At 72.9% G+C, this 16,429-nt stretch carries 12 protein-coding genes and 2 pseudogenes; 7 read left to right on the top strand and 7 right to left on the bottom strand.

Annotated elements, in window-relative coordinates:
* Positions 1–179, bottom strand: a 179-nt coding sequence (locus tag EAO72_RS12730; protein WP_148017409.1) for a helix-turn-helix domain-containing protein, incomplete at its 3' end; no start/stop codon positions are given.
* Between the two features lie 94 nt (positions 180–273).
* On the opposite strand from EAO72_RS12730, the pseudogene EAO72_RS12725 reads away from it, so the two are divergent.
* Positions 274–696, top strand: a pseudogene (locus tag EAO72_RS12725) (thioesterase family protein); the annotation flags it as partial.
* Positions 697–714: 18 nt separating this feature from the next.
* Here the strand turns inward: EAO72_RS12725 and EAO72_RS12720 are convergent.
* The 6 genes and pseudogenes from EAO72_RS12720 to EAO72_RS12695 form a co-directional block, all read right to left on the bottom strand.
* Positions 715–1,305, bottom strand: a complete 591-nt coding sequence (locus tag EAO72_RS12720; protein WP_148017408.1) for a DUF1707 SHOCT-like domain-containing protein — start codon at positions 1,303–1,305, stop codon at positions 715–717.
* A gap of 61 nt (positions 1,306–1,366) precedes the next feature.
* Positions 1,367–3,517, bottom strand: coding sequence for an ATP-binding protein (locus EAO72_RS12715; protein ID WP_148017407.1), 2,151 nt, complete (start codon positions 3,515–3,517; stop codon positions 1,367–1,369).
* On the bottom strand, positions 3,514–4,221 hold the full coding sequence (locus tag EAO72_RS12710; protein WP_148017406.1) for a DUF4255 domain-containing protein: 708 nt from the start codon (positions 4,219–4,221) through the stop codon (positions 3,514–3,516). Before EAO72_RS12710 ends, EAO72_RS12715 begins: the two co-directional genes overlap by 4 nt.
* Positions 4,218–7,400, bottom strand: a pseudogene (locus tag EAO72_RS12705) (hypothetical protein). The gene EAO72_RS12710 and the pseudogene EAO72_RS12705 overlap by 4 nt, the downstream one beginning before the upstream one ends.
* A gap of 132 nt (positions 7,401–7,532) precedes the next feature.
* Positions 7,533–9,026: an eCIS core domain-containing protein gene (locus tag EAO72_RS12700; protein ID WP_148017405.1), complete on the bottom strand. Its 1,494-nt coding sequence runs from the start codon at positions 9,024–9,026 to the stop codon at positions 7,533–7,535.
* A 403-nt stretch (positions 9,027–9,429) separates the two neighbouring features.
* Positions 9,430–10,161: a helix-turn-helix transcriptional regulator gene (locus EAO72_RS12695; RefSeq protein WP_148017404.1), complete on the bottom strand. Its 732-nt coding sequence runs from the start codon at positions 10,159–10,161 to the stop codon at positions 9,430–9,432.
* A gap of 250 nt (positions 10,162–10,411) precedes the next feature.
* Here EAO72_RS12695 and EAO72_RS12690 point away from each other — a divergent pair, with 250 nt between their 5' ends.
* The 6 genes from EAO72_RS12690 to EAO72_RS12670 all read left to right on the top strand — a co-directional run bounded on the left by EAO72_RS12690 (position 10,412) and on the right by EAO72_RS12670 (position 16,280).
* On the top strand, positions 10,412–11,725 hold the full coding sequence (locus EAO72_RS12690; RefSeq protein ID WP_148017411.1) for a COG1470 family protein: 1,314 nt from the start codon (positions 10,412–10,414) through the stop codon (positions 11,723–11,725).
* A 612-nt stretch (positions 11,726–12,337) separates the two neighbouring features.
* On the top strand, positions 12,338–13,864 hold the full coding sequence (locus EAO72_RS12685; RefSeq protein WP_148017403.1) for a phage tail sheath family protein: 1,527 nt from the start codon (positions 12,338–12,340) through the stop codon (positions 13,862–13,864).
* A 77-nt stretch (positions 13,865–13,941) separates the two neighbouring features.
* Complete coding sequence (locus EAO72_RS12680) at positions 13,942–14,382, top strand: phage tail protein (RefSeq protein WP_124720830.1); 441 nt, start codon at positions 13,942–13,944, stop codon at positions 14,380–14,382.
* A complete protein-coding gene (locus EAO72_RS12675; RefSeq protein WP_148017402.1) occupies positions 14,379–14,873 on the top strand; it encodes a hypothetical protein in 495 nt (164 codons plus the stop codon). The genes EAO72_RS12680 and EAO72_RS12675 overlap by 4 nt, the downstream gene beginning before the upstream one ends.
* Entirely contained in the window at positions 14,870–15,028 is a 159-nt protein-coding gene (locus EAO72_RS41935; RefSeq protein ID WP_167535327.1) for a DUF6760 family protein, read from the top strand. Before EAO72_RS12675 ends, EAO72_RS41935 begins: the two co-directional genes overlap by 4 nt.
* 4 nt (positions 15,029–15,032) lie before the next feature.
* The gene (locus tag EAO72_RS12670) at positions 15,033–16,280 is read left to right on the top strand and encodes a hypothetical protein (RefSeq protein WP_148017401.1); all 1,248 of its coding nucleotides are present in this window, start codon (positions 15,033–15,035) and stop codon (positions 16,278–16,280) included.
* The last annotated feature ends 149 nt before the right edge of the window (positions 16,281–16,429 follow it).

Here is a 16,429-nt window from a genome sequence, read left to right as displayed (position 1 = left end):
GAGAGGTCCGCCATCCCGGCCTCGCCCAGGGCCCGGTAGCGGCCGGCCCACCGCTGGGCGGTGGTCGGGGAGACCTGGAAGCGTTCCGCGGCCCGGCGAAGCGGCCAGCCGTCCTCGACCACACAGCGGGCCAGCCGCAGCCGTCCAGTCTCGGTCAGGGGTGCATTACGGTGGGGCACGAGGGCCTTTCTGGTCGGTGTAGACGTCGCAATCCACACCGAACCCGGAAGGCCCTCACCCGTTCAAGATCCCTCAGTCGAGACCTGCATCACCCGTCCACAACCTCCCGGGACAGAACAGCTAGCGCCCTGGCCCATGGGCGAGCTCTGGCCCGGCGGCTACATCGCCTCGCTCGACGTCCGCCCGCTCGGGCCGCCCCTGCCGGGCCGTACGACGGCCTGGGTCTCCACGCCGCTCGCCCTCGTCGCGGGTGAACCCGCCGGCCCGCTCGCGTCCTACGTCGCGCTCGTCGACACCGCCAACGGCATCGCCGTACGCGAGCAGCCCACCGCCTGGATGTTCCCGAACGTCGACCTGACCATCCACCTGCACCGCCGGCCCGAGGGCGACTGGACCGGGCTCGACACCGCCGTAGTCTTCGGTCCCACCGGCCAGGGCATCACCAGCACCGTCCTGCACGACATCCACGGCCCCGTCGGCCGGGCCGAGCAGATCCTCACCGTCCGGCCCGTGTAGCGCGGCGCGCGGCAGGACTCAGCGCGACAGTTCCTTGCGCTGCCTGCGGCGTTCGCGGAGGTTGGGGTGGCGGACGACCACGCCGCCCGCACCGCACGAACCCGTGATCCGGAGTACCGGCGTGCCGGGCAGCCGTTCGCCCGTGGTCTTGTCCTTCAGCCCGCCGAAGCCGAGATCCAGCGCGTCCGTGTCCGCCTTCCAGCCCGCCGGGACCACGAGCACCACCCCCGCCATCTGCGCGTCCACCTCGACCTCGATCTCGCGCAGCCGGCACTCGGCCTGCGTGAAGTCGAGGAGCACGCCGCCCATGCCCCCGTACGCGGCGATTCGCGGCGGCACCTTCCAGCGGCCCTTGCGCGTGGCGCCGTGGATGCCGCCCTTGAGGGTCAGCGGCTCGCCCGATTCGAGGACGACCGGGCCCAGGTCATCGGTGAGCGGGGCGAGTTCGGCGTGGGTCTTGGCCGTGAGCGCCTGGCCCAGGCGCTCGTCCAGCTCCGCGAGATCGATGCGTCCCTCGGCCGCCGCCTCCCGCAGCTGTTCCACGACCGCTTCACGGTCGGCGTCGGAGGCGCGCATACGGCCGGCGGACCGGGCGGGTTCTGCAGTCATGAAGCAGATGATACGGACGGTGGTACGGGAGTCCAGCGCTCCGGATCGGCTGCGCGGCCGGTCAGTCCGCCCGCCGGGCGCGCTCCAGCCACGGGCCGAACTCGCTGTCCAGCACCAGCCGTCCGAGCTTGCGGTACTCGGCGAGGACCGCCGAGACCAGCTGATCCGTGTCCAGGGGCAGGCCCGACTCCGCGGCCTGGTAGGCGGCGGTGACCGCGCAGGCACGGATGGAACCGCCCGCCAGCTCGAAACGCTCCGCACAGGCCCGCAGATCGAGGCCCGGGGCGCGGGGGATCTCCGTGCCCAGGCAGCGTTCCCACAGGGCGAGGCGCTGCTCCGCGTCCGGTACGGGGAAGTCGGCGACCACGTCGAGGCGTCGGGTGAAGGCCTCGTCGAGGTTGGCCCGCAGATTGGTGGTGAGGACGGCGATGCCGTCGAAGGACTCGATCCGCTGGAGGAGGTAGGCCGACTCCACGTTGGCGTGCCGGTCCTGCGCGTCCTTGACCTGCGAGCGCTTCCCGAAGACGGCGTCGGCCTCGTCGAACAGCAGTACCGCGTTGACGTCGGACGCCTCGACGAAGATCCGCTCCAGGTTCTTCTCCGTCTCACCGATGTACTTGTCCACCACGGAGGACAGGTCCACGACGTAGAGCTCCATGCCCAGATCGGCCGCGACCACCTCCGCCGACATGGTCTTGCCCGTCCCGGACTCGCCGGCGAACAGCGCGACGATGCCCCGGCCACGGCCGCCGCCCGGCCGCATCCGCCACCGGCCGAGCACCTGCTCGCGGTGGCGGGCGCGCAGCGCCAGGTCGGACAGCTGGCGGCGGGTCGACGGGGGCAGGACGAGGTCGTCCCAGCCGACCGTGGGCTCGATGCGGCGGGCGAGCCGGGCCAGACCCGCCCCGTTCTGGGCCCGGACGGCGGTGCGCAGGTCCCGGGCCTCCACCGGGCGTCCCTCCAGGCCGGCCAGCCGGGAGGCGACGGTGGCGGCCCTGCGGATCTGGCCGGAGTCGAGGCGGTAGGCGCGCGTGGCGTCGACGAGGCGCGCGTCGGCCGCAGGGGTGCCGGCGGCGAGGCCCGCAGGAGCGCCGGCCCCGGCGAGTGCCCGGCGCCACCGCCGTGCCGCGTCCGCCGGGTCCGGCGGCGGGACCGGGACCGTCACTGGGCTCTCGGCCGCCCACAACGGGTCCCAGTGCTTCTTCCCGTACACGATCAGCGGGGAGCCGCCGCCGACCGCCTCGCAGAGCCCGTCGATCAGGCCGGCGCCCTTGGGCTGCTCCGGGGCGAGCGTCTCCAGCGGCCCGAGGACGAGACCGCCGCCGGTCAGCCGCGCCTCGGTCGCCAGGATCCGCGCCGTCCGCACCGGCTCCGGGGCGGCAGCCAGCGCGGCGGCGTCCACCACCAGCGGGCGGAGTCCGGCCGTGAGGAGCGCGTCCGCCGCGAGCCGGCCGGGGTCGCCGCCGCGGTCCAGCAGATGCACCAGGCCGCTGCCGGTGCCCAGCGCCGCCGCGACCCGCAGCGTCGTCGGACACGGATCCGGCTCCTCCTGCGGCCCGGCGACGCGGACGAGACCGTGCAGTCTGCCGTCCACCGTGTCGTCGCCGAGCAGATACGCGGTGACCCGGTCCGGGACGCGCAGGACCCGGGAAAGCAGCGGACGTTCGGCCTCCAGGACCTCCACCAGACCGGACACGACCAGCGGGGCGGACGGGGCGAAGCGGAAGCGGCCGGGGCCCGCGGCGGGCAGCCCGCACAGTTCGAGGGCCAGGCCGGCCGTCGCGCGCCGCCGGGTGAGGTCGTCGTTGAGATAGCCGTACAGCCGCTCGAACCGTGCGTCGATGTCCGGGGCCATCGCGACCAGCAGCAGATCGAGGTCCGGCGCGACCAGGCCGAACCTCTGCGCGAGGACCGCGATCCGGCCCCCGGCCGGGGAGGCGGAGGAGTCCGGGGAGTCCGGCGCGGCGTCGGGGCCGTACGCGGGGACGGGGAGGAACGCGTCGCGGGAGTCCAGGATCCGCTCGGCCGCCGCCGGGGTCAGATACTGCCCCCGGTACGGGTCGTTCGGCTCCGGGTCGGTCTCCTGGCGCAGCGCGACCGCGTGCCGTACCCGTCGCTCGATGTCACCCAGCCGGGCCCAGAGCTCCTCGATGTCCGACGGCGGGCTGCCGCCCGGCTCCCGGACGGCCGGGGCACGGTACGCCGTGGTCACCGGGCCGGACCTCCTCGCCTGCGGCGGCCCGGCGGGAGCTGCCGTTCACGTTCCGCGGCGAAGCCCTGCCCACGGGGCTCGGACGCCCCGTCGTAGCGCAGCCGCCGCCCCGGCTCCGTGGCCGTGCCGTCGGCCTCGGGCACCGTCCGTACCAGCAGACCCTCCGTGACCGGCGGCCCCGCGGCCACCACCTCCCCGCCGAGCGGCGCCCACACCCGGAGGTCGATCGCGGCCTTGAGCTCCCCGCCGAGCGCGGACCACACGTCCACGGTCGACGGCCGGTCGCCGGAACCCGCCGAGGCCGCCTCCATCTCCACCGTCATCCCCAGTGCGGCAAGGCTGCCCGTGAGCATCCGGGCGGGCAGCACGTCCGTACGGATCAGACAGCGCAACACCTCGGAGAGCAGCCGGTGTTCGTCCTGCGGGCGGTTGGTCCACGCGGTCAGCAGATAGGTCAGCTCGAACCAGCGCGGCGGGGTCCGCCGCCCCGTGACCACGCCCTCGTCGTCGTACTCCTCGCTCGTTCCGGTACGGCGGCGGGTGGCGTCCTCGCGGATGCCGTAGAGGAAGACGCTGACCGTGGGGGCGTTGCGCCGCGCGGACCAGTCCTTCGTCGGGGCATCGAAGACCAGGTCCACGCCGCTCTCCTGGAGACCGGCGTCGACCAGCAACAGCCGCAGCGCTTCGTCGACTTCGTGGATCACCTGCGCCCCACCTCGTCGGGCGGCGTGATGGTGCCGCCGACCACGAGGAAGTCGGTGGTGACCGGGCTGAACCCGGGACCCGACGCGGTGATGGTGCGCGGGCCGGTCCGGTCCTTCACCAGGATCAGCAGCTGCGCGATGAAGGAGCCGTCACCGATCGGGCGGGCCGGCGGGGCGGTCGCGGTGATCCCGGGCTTCCAGGTGAGCTCGACCGGAACGCCCGGCGGGAAGTCCTTGCCGCGCACGGACGTGACGAACCCCGGTTTGCCGACCTCGGGCACCGAGACGATGCGTGGCTGGAGGATGCGCAGCGGGATCCGGGAGACGTTGTCACCGCGGTCGGCGTCGGTGCCGGTCGTGGTCAGCGTCCCCGTGACGTTCGTCCGCAGAGCCCGGTCCGGGGCGAGCACCACCCGCAGCACGGACGAGGCGCCCTGCGCCAGGTCGGGAAGCGCGCACACCCCGCCCGCGCAGCCGGCCGGAAGGGTCGCCACCGGAATCCCGGCGGGCAGCCCGAGGCGCAGCCGCAGGCCGGTGGCGAGCGCGTTCTTCCCGTTGCGCACCGTGTACGTCACCACGACCCGCCCGCCGACGTATCCGGGGCTGGGCTGCGCCCGCACGGCGACGCCGGGGCCCGCATCGGGCCCGGGCGGCAGCGGGGCGGGCGGCCGCGCCGGCGGCGCGGGAGCCGGTGACGGGGGAGCCGGTGACGGGGGCGAGTGCAAGGTGATCGACGACAGCCCCGCGTTCTCCCCCGACGGCACGTCCATCGCCTTCAACCGCAAGGACCGCGCCGATCAGATCAACCACCGGGCGAGCGTCGTCACACCGGTCAGCTTCGCGGTGACCTGCACCTTGCCGCCGGGCGCGAGCACGCCGAGATCACAGCTCGGCAGCTTGTCGGCGGCGCAGGTACCGGCGGGGGTGGTGAGCTCCTCCAGGCGTACGCCCGGCGGGGTGTCGGCGACGAACGTGGTGCCGGGGGACGGGGCCGGGCCGCGGTTGGTGACCGTGACCGTCAGCGACACCGAGGACCCGGGCTCCACGGACGGGGCGACGGGCAGCGCGGCCAGGGTCAGGTCGACCGACTGCTGGAAGGCGGGCTCCTTCTGGCGGCCCGGAAGCGTCGCTGTCAGCGCCGTCAGCGTACCGGTGGCGAGGTCGAGTTCGGAGAGCTGCTCGGGGGAGTTCGGCGCGATGTCCCGGCGGTGGCTCAGCACCAGCCGCCCGGCGTCCGCCGACCAGGCCACGTCACGCGGCTGGTAGGGCCCGGTGGCCGTGACGTCCGGGATCTCCTGGCCGCACGCTGCGGGGTCGTCGCGCCGGTCGGACGGCAGCACGACCCGGCAGCCGGCACCGTCGGGGGCAGTGACGACGACGCTCGCCCGGTGGTTGATCTGATCGGCGCGGTCCTTGCGGTTGAAGGCGATGGACGTGCCGTCGGGGGAGAACGCGGGGCTGTCGTCGATCACCTTGCACTCGCCGGGGCAGCCGGTGGCGCTGACGTCCCGCTGCCGGCCGAGGTCCTTCACCTGGGCGGTCCAGACGTGCTTGATGCCGCCGAGGCCCCGGATCACGTGGTTGCGCGTGAAGGCGAGGAGGGTGCCGTCCGAGGACCAGGCGGGCTGGGCGTCCTGACCGGCCACTTCCCCCGCGGGCGGCACCACCCTGCCGATGATCTTCAGCGTGGCGACATCGGCGACCAGCACCTGGCTGGGGCCCGCCGCGTCACCGACGCCTCCCGGAGAGGTCCGGGTGAACGCCATCTTCGTACCGTCCGGCGAGAAGGAGGGGTCGGTGTCCCAGTCCCCGGCGCCCCGTTCGTCCAGGTCCATCACCTTCGGCTTCGTGCCGTCGGTGGCGGCCATCCAGATCCGCTGCACCCGCACGCCGTCGACGTCCTCGAAGCGGGTCACGGCGATGTTCCGGCCGTTCGGCGTGTAGGTCTGCCGCTCGGTCCAGGGGTCGTAGCCCTGGGAAGGGTGGAACAGCGGATCGTGGGCGGGATCGTCACTGGTGTTGGTGAGGGCCTTCGGGTCCTCGCGCAGCACGTCGATCCGGAGGTCCCGGGGGTCGGAGCCGTCCTGCCGGATGTCCTGGAGCGTGACGAGGGCGGGGTCCGCGGTGGTCCTGCGGGTGACGATCACGGTCGGGACGCCCGCCTGCACGAGCACGGCCGGTGACTCCACCTTCCGGTCCTCGGAGAGCTCCATCGCCGGTACGGGGTCGACGAGGGAACCGGCCCGGTACACATGGTCGTAGACGGAGCATCCGCAGTCCGTGTTGGGGCTGAGGAAGAACAGACCCTTGCCGTCGGGCAGCCAGGCGGCCGAACGGGTGCCCCAGCCGGCGAAGTCTCCGGTCAGCAGGGGGCGTTCGGTGCCCGGGCCTGTGGTGACCCGCAGCCGGTTCCCGGTGTCGGTGTCCGACTCGGGCGCCTGGTGCAGGGTGTACACGAGGAGTTCCCGGAGGGCGGCGTCGTTCGACGGGTTCCACTCCGGCTCGCTCGCGTCGCCCTCCGCCGGATCGCTGACACAGGTCACCGTTCCGTCGGACAGGTCCCGGTCGTAGATCTGCGTGCCCCGCTCCGGTCCGCCGTCGCTCGCGTACGCGAGGTGGGTGCCGTCCGGGGAGAGCGTCGGGTGGGTCTCGTTCGCGGACGTGTCCGTCAGCCGGACCGGATCTCCGGAGCCGTCGGCACTGACCGACCAGAGGTCACGCTGCGACGCCTTCCCGGCTCCCGGTGCGGCCGAGTCGAACACCACGGTCCGCCCGTCGGCGGAGAGTTCGGGGTGCGCGGCGTCATAGCCGGTGGTGAGCCGGAGTACGGAGCCGCCCGCCCCGCGCACGTACACCTGGGGTTTCGCCTCGTCGCGCAGGCTCGTGAAGACCAGCGCGTCGCCGCGCCCGAACGCGTCCTGGTCGTAGTGGGCGGCACCGGAGCCGAACAGGTCCGCGCTGGCCTTCTCGGAGGAACGCTGCCCGAGACTGCGGTGCCCGGTACCGGCGAAGGCGATCCGTCCGGTGTCCGCGGGCGCCACGTCCGAAGCGGCCGCCGCCGGCGTCGCACCCTGAGGTACGGACACGGAACCCGCCACCAGCAGCGGGGCCAGCAACACCACGACACCGCTCAGCCGGCGCAACCGGGTACGGCGTGCCGGGCCAGCAGGACCGCCCACGGTCCACCTCACAGTCTGGTCGATGGTTCTCCAGTTCGAGCATCGTGGGCGCGGGGGCTGATGGACAGGGTCCGGAGTACCCGGGGTGGGGGAAGACCTGGTGCCCTTTGCGGCCCCTGCCGGACGTACGGGCTAATACGCGTCCGTCTCGTTGTTCCACCGGTGACTGGCCCTCGACGTCACATCCTGGACGTCCTTGACGAACAACTGGAACAGCAACTGCGTCGCCTCGGTCTCCGACCCGAGACTGAGACTGAAGTCACCGTGACTTTCGAGCTTCATGCCGATGCGCCCGGTGAGGTTGCCCTCGCCGCCCGAACCCGTCTCGAACTGGCTGTTCTCGCCGTGGATCCTCCGCAGCGAGTCGGGCGCGCCGGTGTTCCCGGACAGGGCCATGTGCTCCGGGGAGAACAGGTGCCGGTGGGCGCCGGGCTTGAGCGTGAACTCGAGGACGCGGGTCGCCGGGCCGCCGACGACCCTGCCGTTGCCGGCCTTCGGCCCCGACGCGTAGTGCTGGTCGTGGTTGCGCCGGTAGTACTCGTAGGCCTGGTCCATGTCGCCGAGGTGCTTCTTGACCGGCATCGCTCCGACCGTGGAACCGTCACGGTTCTTGTCCTCGTGGAAGTTCTGGGCGGCCGACGGTCCCTGGTTCCTGTCGCCCTCCAGCCACGCCTCGGTGCCCTGGTGCTTGCCGGCGCCCTTCCACTGCATGATCGCGTCGGCCTCCTCGACGGTCATCGTCCGGAAGAGCCGCAGCTCCTTCTCCGCCGGACCCGCGTTGCGCAGATCCCGGAGCAGCTTCTTCGCCACATCCCGGAGGATCGTGGGGAGTTCCCGTCTCGATCCCGACGCCTTGGGAGGCACGGCGGCGTTGTTCCCGGCCTGCTCCTGCCAGTACCTGTGGGTCCAGAGGTCCTGGATGTTGTCCGGGTCCTGGACGACGCGCTGCACGGCCCCGGTCCGCACGGAGCGCTGTGCGGTGTCCGGTCCGGACGTCTGCCGGGTGGCGGCCCGGCCGGAGAGGGCCCGGCGGGCGTTCGCCTCGGCCTCGCGCTCGAAGCGGTCGGCGGGGTCGGACACCCGCAGCCCGCTCCCGTTGTCCGTCCCGGCCACCGGGCCCAGGCGCTGCTGGATGACGTGGGTGAGCTCGTGGGCGAGCGTGTGCCGGTCCCCTCCGCCGTCGCCGATCACGACGTGATCGCCCGAGGTGTAGGCGCGGGCCCCGATCTCGGCGGCCGAGCGCCGGGCGGCGGCGTCGTCGTGGATGCGGACCGTGGAGAAGTCCGCCCCCAGGCGCGACTCCATGTCGGTGCGGGTGGTCTCGTCCAGCGGCCGGCCGCCGGAGCGCAGCACATCGGGCACGGCGGAACGCTGCACCGGGGCCTGCCCGGGCTGTTCCCGGCCTTCGCCGGCACCGTGCGGGGCCGGCTCGTCGGCGTACGTGCCGGGACGCCCCGCCTGCCGCAGCATCTGGACGACGTCGGCGTTGCCTGCGCCACGCAGCAGGGCGAGCTGCACGGGGGAGGGCGGGCTCGCGGCGCTCGTCGCGGGAGCCGTGACGGCCGGGCGCACCGGACCGCGCGCCTCACCGGCGGCGGGCGACTTGCCGGGGTTGTGCGTACGCATGCGGAGCACGCCTCTCTGCTTTCCGGGGGCGGATCTCTGCGGGCAGACCGCCGCGGTCGGCTCGCTGTAGTCGGACCTCGGCGATCGGCTCGCTGTAGCCGGACGTCTGCGGTCTGATCGCTGTAGCCGGACATCTGCGGTCGGGTCGCTGCGGTCGAACCTCTGCGGTCGGGTTGCTGCGGTCGGGCCTCTGCGGTCGGATCGGATACCTGTTCCTGGATATCGCGGCCGGGGCGGTGCGGTGAAGGGCGGGAGGTGCACAGAACGCTGCCCTTCGGGAACCCGCGCCGGGGCCGCCCGCGGCCGCGGGGCCCGGTGCGGCCCGCCCCACGGCGCACCCGGCCCCCCGGGGGCAACGCCCGTTGCCCCCGGGGTCCGTGGCCGCGGACTCCCGAGGAGCACCTCAGATGAGGCCGTGCCGCATGGCGTAGCCGACCGCGTGGGCCCGGTTGCGCAGTTCCAGCCGGGCCGCCACCTCGTGGAGCACGTTCTTGACGGTCCGTTCGGAGTACGAGGTCTTCTGCGCGATCTCCGCCGTGCCGTAGCCCTCCGACACCAGCCTGATCATCTCCGCCTCCCGCGCCGTGAGGGTGGAGAGCGACAGCCCCCGGGGATCCAGCACCGTGCGGTGAAGGCTGCTGACGTGGTCGAGGAGTTTCCCGAGCAGGTCGCCCGGCAGCACTCCTTCGCCCTTCGCGATCGCCGTGACCAGATGGACGAGACGGTCCTGGTCGGCCTCGCCGCGTCTCAGCACGGCGGCCACCCCGTACTCGATCAGGGTCTGCAGCGCCCCCGTCTCGAAGAAGCCGACGACGAGCCCGGTGCGGGTGGCGGTGTTGCGCTGGAGGCGGTGCAGGAGCTGGACGGTGGGCTCGTTCACCATGTCCACCACTACTAAGGAGACCTGCGCCCGGTCGGCCTCCTCTTCCGGTATCAGCTCTATCTCCGGCCGCATGCGCAACTGGTGCACCATGCCGGTCTGCAGGATCAGGTCCTCCGCGTACACGGCCACGGAGACCCGGCCCCCCGGCGACGCCGCCCGCGAGCCCTCCGTGCGCTGCTCCGGCACGGAGGGGCCACGGCTGCGGCCGCCCCCCGTCACGGTCGGCGTCACATCTTTCGTGATCATGGTCATGTGCTCGTCTTCCTCAGCTACTTCCGCAGGTTCCCCGATTGGTGGTTGCGCCGGTTTCCGGTATGCCGGATGTCGTGCACGTTCCTCCCGGCCCCGGACAGGGGGACCTGGCGCGCGGGCAGGGGGCGAGGAGACGGCGCGGGTGTTCCGCCGGGGCACCGGACCTGCCCGCACGTTGCCCTCCCGCCTCTGCTGCCGGGAGCGGGGCGCGGCCTAACGTCGCATCGTGACCACATCTGCCGAATTCGACATATCCACGGTGACGGTGTCGCCGGGCGCCGAAGCGACGACCACGCTGACCGTGCGCAACGACGGCGACATCGTCGAGGCGTACACCCTCGAAGTGGTCGGCGACTGCGCGGCGTGGACCACGGTCGAACCGGCGCGGGTCTCCCTCTACCCCGGCACCTCCGAGACCGTGACGGTGCGGCTCGCGCCGCCCCGCTCCCATGAGGTCACGGCGGGCGAAGTGCCCCTGGGCGTACGCGTCCTGCCGGCGGAGCACCCCGAATCGGTGGCCGTGCCCGAGGCGACGGTGGTCGTCGAGCCGTTCAGCGAACTGCGGGCGAGGCTGGAGCCGGGCCGGCGCAGGGGCTGGCTGGGCGCCCGGTTCCGGGCCTCGGTGCAGAACCGTGGGAACGCTCCCGTGGACGTCGTGCTCACCGGGAAGCAGGAGGGGGAGGAGCTCCGCCTCGCCTTCACGCCGGAGCGGCTGAGCCTGAAGCCGGGCGAGTCCGCCGAGTCGGGCCTGCGGGTGCGGGCCCGGAAGCTGATCTGGTTCGGCGCCCCCACCACCTGGCCGTTCGAGGTCCGGGTGGCGGAGAGCGAGGGTGCGGAGGCGGAGGCCGACCGGCCCGGACGCCCGGAACCCCTGCCGGGCGAGTTCGCGCAACTCCCGCTGCTGCCGAAGTGGTTGCTGATCGTCCTGGCGGCCCTGCTCGCGCTGCTGGTGGCGTGGTTCGCGCTGGTACGCCCCGCCGTCCGCAGCACCGCGAAGGAAGCGGCCACCGCGGCGGCCCAGAAGGAGAACAAGGAACAGCCGCAGGGCGGCGCGGCGACCGGTGGCACCACGGGCGGCGGCGACCCGGCCGGCGGGCAGGGCCAGGAGCAGGGGAAGAACGCCGGAACGGGGGGAACGGACGGGACCGGGACCGGCGGTGCCGGTACGGGCGGTTCGGCCTCGACGGGCGGCGGCGGGGCCAACGCCCAGCAGAGCTCCCAGACCATCGACGTGCAGACGGACGCCGGGGCCGAGCGGGACGGGACCTATCCGGTTCCGCAGGGAAAGGTCTTCGGCGTCACCGACATCGTGGTGGCGAACTTCCAGGGAGACGAAGGGGTGCTGACCATCTCCTTCGGTGAGCGGAAGATCACCACCATTGCTCTGGAGACGTTCCGCAACCAGGACTATCACTGGGTCACCCCCATTCGGATACAACAGAATGACAAGGTCACCGTTTCCGTGACCTGTTCCAAACCAGGGACTCCGGCGACCGGTAAGCAGGCCTCCAAGTGCCACCAAGTGCTCAATGTCAGTGGTGTGCTGAGCGATTTCGCGCCGTAGGAACGATAGCGCCGGATTCCTGCCCTTCCGTTCCGGGAGCATGAACAAACAGGGTCCCTGCCAGGGAAAACCTCCCCACGGCGGCGCGCCGGGATGTGGCCCTGAACACACCCGTCCGGTTCGGGAACCAAACGGAACGGACAGGCCACGGACGGTGGTTGACGGTCCTCCGCAGCAGATTCCCGGGCCTTTGCCGAGGGCGGCATCCGCTCGAACCGAGGACACCCCTGCTCACCGGAGCGGATCAGGGTCTCCGGGGGCGAACCGGACGTATAAATCCGGCCGGTTCGGCCCTGTCTGTCCACTAGTTTCTGGCTGAAATTAACCCTCGCGGCGCGAGCGCGGACACCGGGATTCCGAGCGAAACATTTCGGTCACGGAATGCGGGAAGAGCCTCCCGGGTCCTCCCCGGTCCTCTCCCGGACCTTCTGGGGCCTCCGCGGGCCTCAGCCGCCGGCCTCCGCCCCCAGCCACCCCGGTCCTCCCCGGGCGTCCGGGGTGCCTGGGAAGGCAGTCGCCCTGCCCCGGGGCCAGGACTTTGAGGCCTACATCCGGCAGACACCCCCGGGCAAGACTGAACACGCGAACGACTGACCACCCGAAGGAGCGAGCATGCCGTCGTACCTCACCCCAGGTGTATACGTGGAGGAGGTGCAGTCCGGAGCACGGCCCATCGAGGGAGTCGGCACCGCGGTCGCCGCCTTCGTCGGGTTCGCGGAGACGGGCCCCTTCCACCGGCCGACGCTGGTGACGAGCTGGGACCAGTACGTATCGGCCTTCGGTACCTTCACGCCCGACACCTACCTGACGCTCGCCGTCCACGGCTACTTCAGCAACGGCGGCGGCGCGGCGTACATCGTCCGCATCGGCGGCCCGGCCGAGGACGCACCGCAGGGCTCCGCGCCCGCGGCGGCCCCGCCCGTCGCCCTCGGCGGCTTCCTGGTCTCCGCCCGTCCGGGCGCCGGTGACGGCATCTCCATCGAGGTCGCCGACCCCGAGGGCGAGAACCCTCCGGAGGACCGGTTCCGGCTGCTGGTGCGGCAGGGCGGCAAGGTGGCGGAGACGTACGACACCTCCGTACGCAAGAACGTCAAGGGCTATCTCGTCACCCAGGCCCGGCAGTCCAAGCTCATCGAGGTCACCGAACAGCCCGGTGCGGCGCAGACCCGCCCCGAGAACCAGAGCCTCTCCCTCTCGCCCGCCACCCCGGCCGCGAGCGGTACCGGCCGGACCGGTCCCAGCGAGTACGTGGGCGACGCGTCGGCCCGTACGGGCATCGCGGCCCTTGAGGCGATCGACGAGATCACCATGGTGGCCGTCCCGGACCTGATGAGCGCCCACCGCCGCGGCGACATCGACGACGAGGGCGTCAGGGCCGTTCAGCTGGCCGTCATCGCGCACTGCGAGCAGATGGGCGACCGGGTCGCCGTGCTGGACACGCCGCCGGGGATGAACGCCCAGCGCGTCCGCGCCTGGCGCAACGACGACGCCGGATACGACTCGCGCTACGCGACCGTGTACTACCCCTGGCTCAAGGTCCTCGACCCGGCCACCGGCCAGCAGACCCTGATCCCGCCGAGCGGCCACGTCGCCGGCGTCTGGGCGCGCAGCGACGGCGAGCGCGGGGTGCACAAGGCGCCCGCCAACGAGGTCATCCGCGGGGCACTGGACCTGGAACTCCGCCTGAGCAAGGGCGAGCAGGACCTGCTCAACCCGATCGGCGTCAACTGCGTCCGAGCCTTCCCCGGCCGCGGGATCCGCATCTGGGGCGCCCGCACGCTCTCGTCCGACCCCGCCTGGCGCTACCTCAACGTGCGCCGGCTCTTCAACTACCTGGAGGAGTCCATCCTCCTGGGCACCCAGTGGGTCGTCTTCGAGCCGAACGACGACCGCCTCTGGTCGAGCATCCGCCGCAACGTCACCGCCTTCCTCACCGAGGAATGGCGCCGGGGCGCACTCTTCGGCCGGACGGCGGAGGAGGCCTTCTACGTCAAGTGCGACCGGGACAACAACCCGCAGGAGTCCATCGACCTCGGCCAGGTCGTGTGCGAGATCGGCGTCGCCCCGGTGAAGCCCGCCGAGTTCGTGATCTTCCGCCTCGCGCAGTTCTCGGACAGCACCAGCCTCGTCGACGAGTGACCCGCCCTCGACGAGTGACCCGTCCTCGTCGAGGACCGACCCCCGCAGGCAACGAACAGAACAGGTGACACACAGTCATGGCAGAGGGCGATGCTCTTTCCACCCACGTCTTCGGCGTGCAGCTCGGCGGCTATCTCGTGGAGTCGATCCAGGAGATCAGCGGGCTGACCGTCGAGGAAGAAGTCGTCGAGGTCCGCCAGGTGACCGCCGAGGGCAAGCAGATCATCCGCAAGCAGCCCGGTGCGCGCCAGGCCGGCGAGGTGACGATCACCCGCGGGCTCGACAAGAGCAGCGAGTTCACCAAGTGGATCAAGGAGACGCTCAACAACGGAGCCGTCGACACCGCACGCCAGAACCTCACCATCGAGATCAAGGACTCGAAGGGTGAGACCGTCCGCCGCATCCAGCTGATGCAGGGCTGGGCCAGCAAGTGGGAGGGCCCCTCGCTGAAGGCCGGCGAGTCCAGCGCGGCGACGGAGACGGTCACCATCACCTTCGAGGAGATCGTCGTCGAATGAGGCGCAGGACCGTTTCCGGCGGCGGCCTCGACGAGGTCCTCGACAGCCTCGCCGCCGCCGCGCCCGCCCCGCGCGAGGAAGCCCCGACGCCTCCTCCCGCCCGGGAGCGGGACCGTCAGGACTTGCGTACGGAGTTCGAGTTCGAGCTCCCGCGCGGGTACGTCGACGACGAGGGCCAGGTGCACCGGAGCGGGTCGATGCGGCTCGCCACGGCCCGGGACGAACTGCGCCCGCAGATCGACCTGCGGGTCAAGGAGAACCCCGCGTACCTGAGCGTGGTGCTGCTCAGTCAGGTCATCACCCGGCTCGGCTCCATCACCGATGTGCACGCGGGCGTCGTCGAGCGGATGTACGCCACCGACGTGGCGTTCCTCCAGGACTTCTACCGCCGCATCAACAGCGAGGGCCACACCCACGCCGCGGTGACGTGCCCGCTGTGCCACGGGTCGTTCGAGGTGGACCTCTCGGGTGAACGCCTGGGGGAATCGTGACGTACGCGCCTTCCCGGCTGCGGGAGGAGCTCGCGTACATCGCCTACCACTTCCACTGGCAGCGTGAGGACATCCTCGACCTCACGCATGGTGAGCGGCAGGAGTGGGTGAGGGAGATAGCGCGGATCAACACCCGCGTCAACGAGAGCGGGTGAGGGCGTGGAGTTCAGGGACCGGTTCCGCCGGGGAGACCGGCGGCAGGCCGACGCGCCCGTCGCCGGGGCGCCCGCGGACGGCACCCCGGCCGCGGCGCCGGGACCGGGACCGTCGGAGGACGACGGCCGGCCGATGAGCCGCGACGCGGACTGGGACGGCGGCTGGCGGCGGGTGGCGCCACCCGCCGTGACCGTCGCCCGGTCCTCGATCGGGGTGAGCGACGGACTGCGCTTCAGGTCCCGGCTCGCCTCGTGGCAGAACATCGCGTACGGAGGCGAGCTCGGCCACGCCGTCCTGCCCTCCGCGCCCGTGGGGCTCATCCACGGGGTGACACGGCCCGGTGCCGCCCGCACCTCCGACCCCGGAACGCCCTTGCTCCTGCGCGCCGCCGGCGGAGCACAGGAGGAGCCGGAGCCGGTACGGCCTCCGGTGGCCGCCGCCACCGGTCGCCCGCCGGTCGCGCAGCGGACCCTCTCCGCCGTCCAGCGGTCGGGCGGTACGCGGCCCCGGAGCGCCGCCGGACAGGAAACCGCGGGCCGGCAGCCCGGCCCCGCCGGTGCGACCGGCCGTACGGGCACCGGCCCCGCGACCGGGACCGATGCGCGGCCGCCCGCCACCCAGGGGCCCGGCGCCTCCGCGTCCACCGGACCCACGGCCCCGCTGACGCGGCCCGCCCCGGTCCGGCCCCGGCGCACCGCACCACCCCTGATCGTCGCCCGCCGCCCGGTGACGCACCCGCGCCACCTGACCGCATTCGCGCCGGCCGCGACTGCCTCACCGGCCGCGACTCCTTCACCGTCCGAAGCTCCCTCAGCGGACCGCCCGGCCGGCTCGGTCGAGGCGTCGCGAGAGCCGGGTCGCGCAGGCACCGGGGAGCGCCTGCCCACCGTCCGCCCGGAGCGCTCCGCGAGCACGCCCGCCACGCCCCCGGTGCGCCCCGCCCTGGGTAAGCCACTGCGGCAACTTCCGTCGGATGCGGTCCCGTTCGCCCGGCCCGGGGGCGTTGCCGGCCCCGCGCCTTCAGGCCCGGCCGCGCCGCCGGATCCTGCCCTGCCCGTGGTCCAGCGACAGACGCCCGAGACGGCCGCTCCCGCCTCTCCCGCTGCTCCGGCGGGGCCTTCGGCGGGCCGTGCCGCAACGGGCCGTGCCGCAACGGAGCGCCCGGCAACGGAGCCGCAGCGCCCCGTCCCCGGTGCCTGCGCGACCCGGCTCTCGCGACGCCTCGACCGAGCCGGCCGGGCGGTCCGCTGAGGGAGCTTCGGACGGTGAAGGAGTCGCGGCCGGTGAGGCAGTCGCGGCCGGCGCGAATGCGGTCAGGTGGCGCGGGTGCGTCACCGGGCGGCGGGCGACGATCAGGGGTGGTGCGGTGCGCCGGGGCCGGACCGGGGCGGGCCGCGTCA

Origin of the sequence: Streptomyces sp. OR43, from assembly GCF_008042275.1 — a bacterium.
Lineage (GTDB): Bacteria > Actinomycetota > Actinomycetes > Streptomycetales > Streptomycetaceae > Streptomyces.
Note: the sequence above shows the minus strand (reverse complement) of the source record. Positions and strands in the feature narration are given on the sequence as shown.